1 protein-coding gene is annotated in these 3,323 nt (G+C 52.1%); it reads right to left on the bottom strand.

Annotated elements, in window-relative coordinates; translation table 11 throughout:
* A partial coding sequence (locus D5270_RS16260) for a cadherin-like beta sandwich domain-containing protein (RefSeq protein ID WP_166545060.1) occupies nt 1-3,323 on the bottom strand: 3,323 nt, incomplete at both ends.

Raw genomic sequence — 3,323 nt, 5'->3', positions numbered from 1 at the left:
GCCTTGACCTTGTTGCGCATGGTATCGTTGGTGACCTTATCAAGGTCGGTGTACTTGTCCGAGGGCTTCTCAACAGGTGCAGAACCGTCCTTCATGGACAGGGTATAGGTAGCAGTAGTAACCTCGTCGGCGGCAGTGACAACCACCTCTGCGGTCTTGCCCTCGCTCAGGTCGACAGTGATATTGGAGGTGCCGGTGGCAGAATCGAACTTGTAGGCCTTGCCGTCAACGGTCACGGTAGCGCCGGGGTCGTTGGTCTCGATGACGACCGGCAGCTTGGTGACATCGTAGTTCTCGTTCTCGCTCAGGTCCTCGACGATGAACTTATCGCCATCCTGGGTGAAGGAGATTTCGTCGTCTACCTTGACGCTCTTCAGGGTAGCGTCGTCGCTGGGCTCGGCATGGTCGATAACAAACTCATACTCACCGGTAGCCCTGCCATCCTCCGCCACAACGGTGAAGTGGATGACGCGGCCGTCGGTCACGGCGACCTTCTCGTTCTTGAAGTACAGGCTGCCGCCGGCTACCTTGAAGGCAGCGCCGGTCTTGTCAGCGGCGACCCAGGTGTTGTTGCCGTTCTTAACGGTGGACTTCTCGCTGCGGTCGAAAATCAGCTCAAACTCGGGAGCCTGGCTCACGCCGTTCTGGCTGTCGTAGTTCTCGGGAACGCTGATAATCCAGCGGTTCAGGTTGTCAACCGCGGTATCGCGGGCGACGGTCACCTTGGGGTCGGTGGAGGTCACGTTCAGCAGCTCGTGAGCGTCGTTGGCGGGCTGACGCACGGCGTAGAGGTAGTAGGTGTCGGTCTCATTTACAGCACTAGTAATATTAGCGCTTGTGCCGTCTGCCTCGCTCCAAACCTTTATCTTCTTGCCGTTTGTTTTGTAATCAAAGGTGGCTTCGCCTGCTATGGTAGTGATAGCTGTGGATGGCAGTTGAAGAAGGCAATTCCTATTCTGAGTATCTAATTCCGTAAAGTCAGCTGGGAACCCTGTCTTCACGTCAACAGTCCCGTTATGACGAGTGGCATGGGTGCCATTAAACTCCCAATCATGTACGTAAATGTCCTGGGTGGCATAAACTCCGTTAGTTTTGCCAAAGCTGAATGGAACCTCAATGCGGATGGTCTTGTTGTCCGCATCGATTTCGCCCTCATAGACTTCGTTATAAGTCTCAAGCAGAGTAGTTTTGTTTGTTAGCTTAATGTTATCGATGACGGCGTTGGTGCTGGCGGGGTCTACAACAATAAACACCCTTGTTTCGAACTCACCATCAGCCAGAAGTGAACAGGCTGCGCCATCAGCTATGTCGCTGCTATAAGAAGTATGAAGTTCAGAATAGAACTTGCAACCGGCAGGAACCGTCACAGTGCCAAAGCCGGTATAAGTTGTTGCCAAACTTCCCAGAAGTCCAATAGGACTTTTTTCGGTCACAGGAGTGGCTGTATGAACCGGATTAGCATTGCCCGTCAGGTCAATGGCAGCAACCGTTGTTCCACTACTTGCCTCAACCGTGATATGGGTATACTTACCAGCTAGAGCTGTTTGCATAGTTGCGTTGTCAATTAAAGTAACATCATATGGAACATGAATAATGACATCGCCATCACTATTTTTGGTTCCTGTTGCATCAGCAACGCCAGACTTACCATGCAACGTCACACTATAAACCTCGGGGTCTCCAGAAGGCGTGCCACGGAAGTTGATGAAGTAATCCTCAGCATTGCTGCCGTCCTCGGACTCAACCTTGATGTGCATGTAATCGCTATAGAACTCGCGGAGGTTTAAGTCTGTAAACTCGATGGCATAATTGCCGTTGGAGTCACGATTTTCAACCGTTATTTGCTCAAAAGATGTAGCCCCAGTGGCAGGGTCACCAGTTCCATCGGTTGCGACAGTTTTTATTTTGCCAACAGCATAGCCCTCATAAGGGTTCACGAAGGTTACTTTGGAGTCAGCAGAAACATACAGCTTTACACTGCGGTCGGTGGCTGTAACAACGGCTGCGCTGTTGTTTTCGTTTTCCTTATCTGACAGTACATCGTTGCTGACATCGCCAACATAGATAGTGGGATAGGTGCCGTCAATGTTCTGCACCACCTGGTTATATGTTTCGGTTTTGTTAGTAGCATCCTCGGTAGAAACTTTCATACCCTTTAACAGAGCCTCGTGGTTTTTCACAGGAATGAAGGTGACCACAACATCGCCAGTACTCACGACACTGGTATCCCAGTTAGAGGAAACACCGGTGCGTACTTTAATTGTAAAGGTTTTGGCTTCAGTTAAGGCAGCATGATTTCCCGCCTCGGTCTGGTCGGCCGCAGTGTCACCAGCCGCCCAGTTGGCAACACCGCTTGTGGTCTTGCCTATTTCGGCGTTATAGAGGTCTACATCAGAGCCCTTTTTGCCAAAACCGCCATTCGCCTGAATAGTCTTAACGGTGTCGCAGGTGGTGAAGGTGGGAATGAGCTCGTTAGTTTTGGTGCCGTAAGGAATTTTAACGGTCATATTGACCTGGCCCTTTGTAGTGCTCTCAGTCTCGGTAACCTCGTTGAGCACCTCGACATCCTTCACACCGAACTCCTCAAAGATTTTCTCAATCTTGTAATTAACTTCATAGTTCTGCTTGGATTTGTCCTCGGCAATTACAGTGATACCTGTAATCACTCCAGTACTTGCTCCAGAGCCCTTAGTGACAGTCACTGTAGCATTCTTGTTGGTGGGCTTGAAGCTGGACGCGTCCAGGCCCAGTTTGGTGCTGGTATCATCGGTGCCGATGGGCTTGATGATAGTGACGGTCTTGGTGGCCTCGTCAATTTCGTAGTTCACGATACGGGTGGACTCCACTGCGGCCAGAGTAGTGTCGTTGCTGGCGTGGCGCTGGCTGACGGTAATCACCAGGTCGTAATTGACAGGGGTCTTGCCCTTCTCGGTGACGCGCAGCTTCATGCCGGTGTAGTCGCCCCACAGGGTATCAGTGGGGTGGTTGGACTTCTCCCAGACATTGACGGTCTTCTTGGCAGTGCTGATGTCGGGGCGGCCCAAAAGGCTCGTGCCGATCATCTTGCCGTCCTTGTCCAGGATACCCACAGTCGTGCCGTTGTCGGAGCGCAGCTCGAACTGCAGGGCCTTCAGTGTGTTTTCCACAATGCCGCTCGTGCCGCTGGGAAGCGTGAGCCCGACGGTGGCAGTACCGTCACCGAGCTTCACTTCCTCGCCGCCGACCTTGATAACATCAGGCTCAGCAGCGAAGGCGCTCATTGGGACCAAAGCGACGACCATGAGAATGGCCAGAAGAGCCGCAAGTGGTCTCTTAAGGAACTT

Source organism: Acutalibacter sp. 1XD8-36 (assembly GCF_009917525.1).
Classification (GTDB): Bacteria; Bacillota; Clostridia; order Oscillospirales; family Acutalibacteraceae; genus Acutalibacter.
Note: the sequence above shows the minus strand (reverse complement) of the source record. Positions and strands in the feature narration are given on the sequence as shown.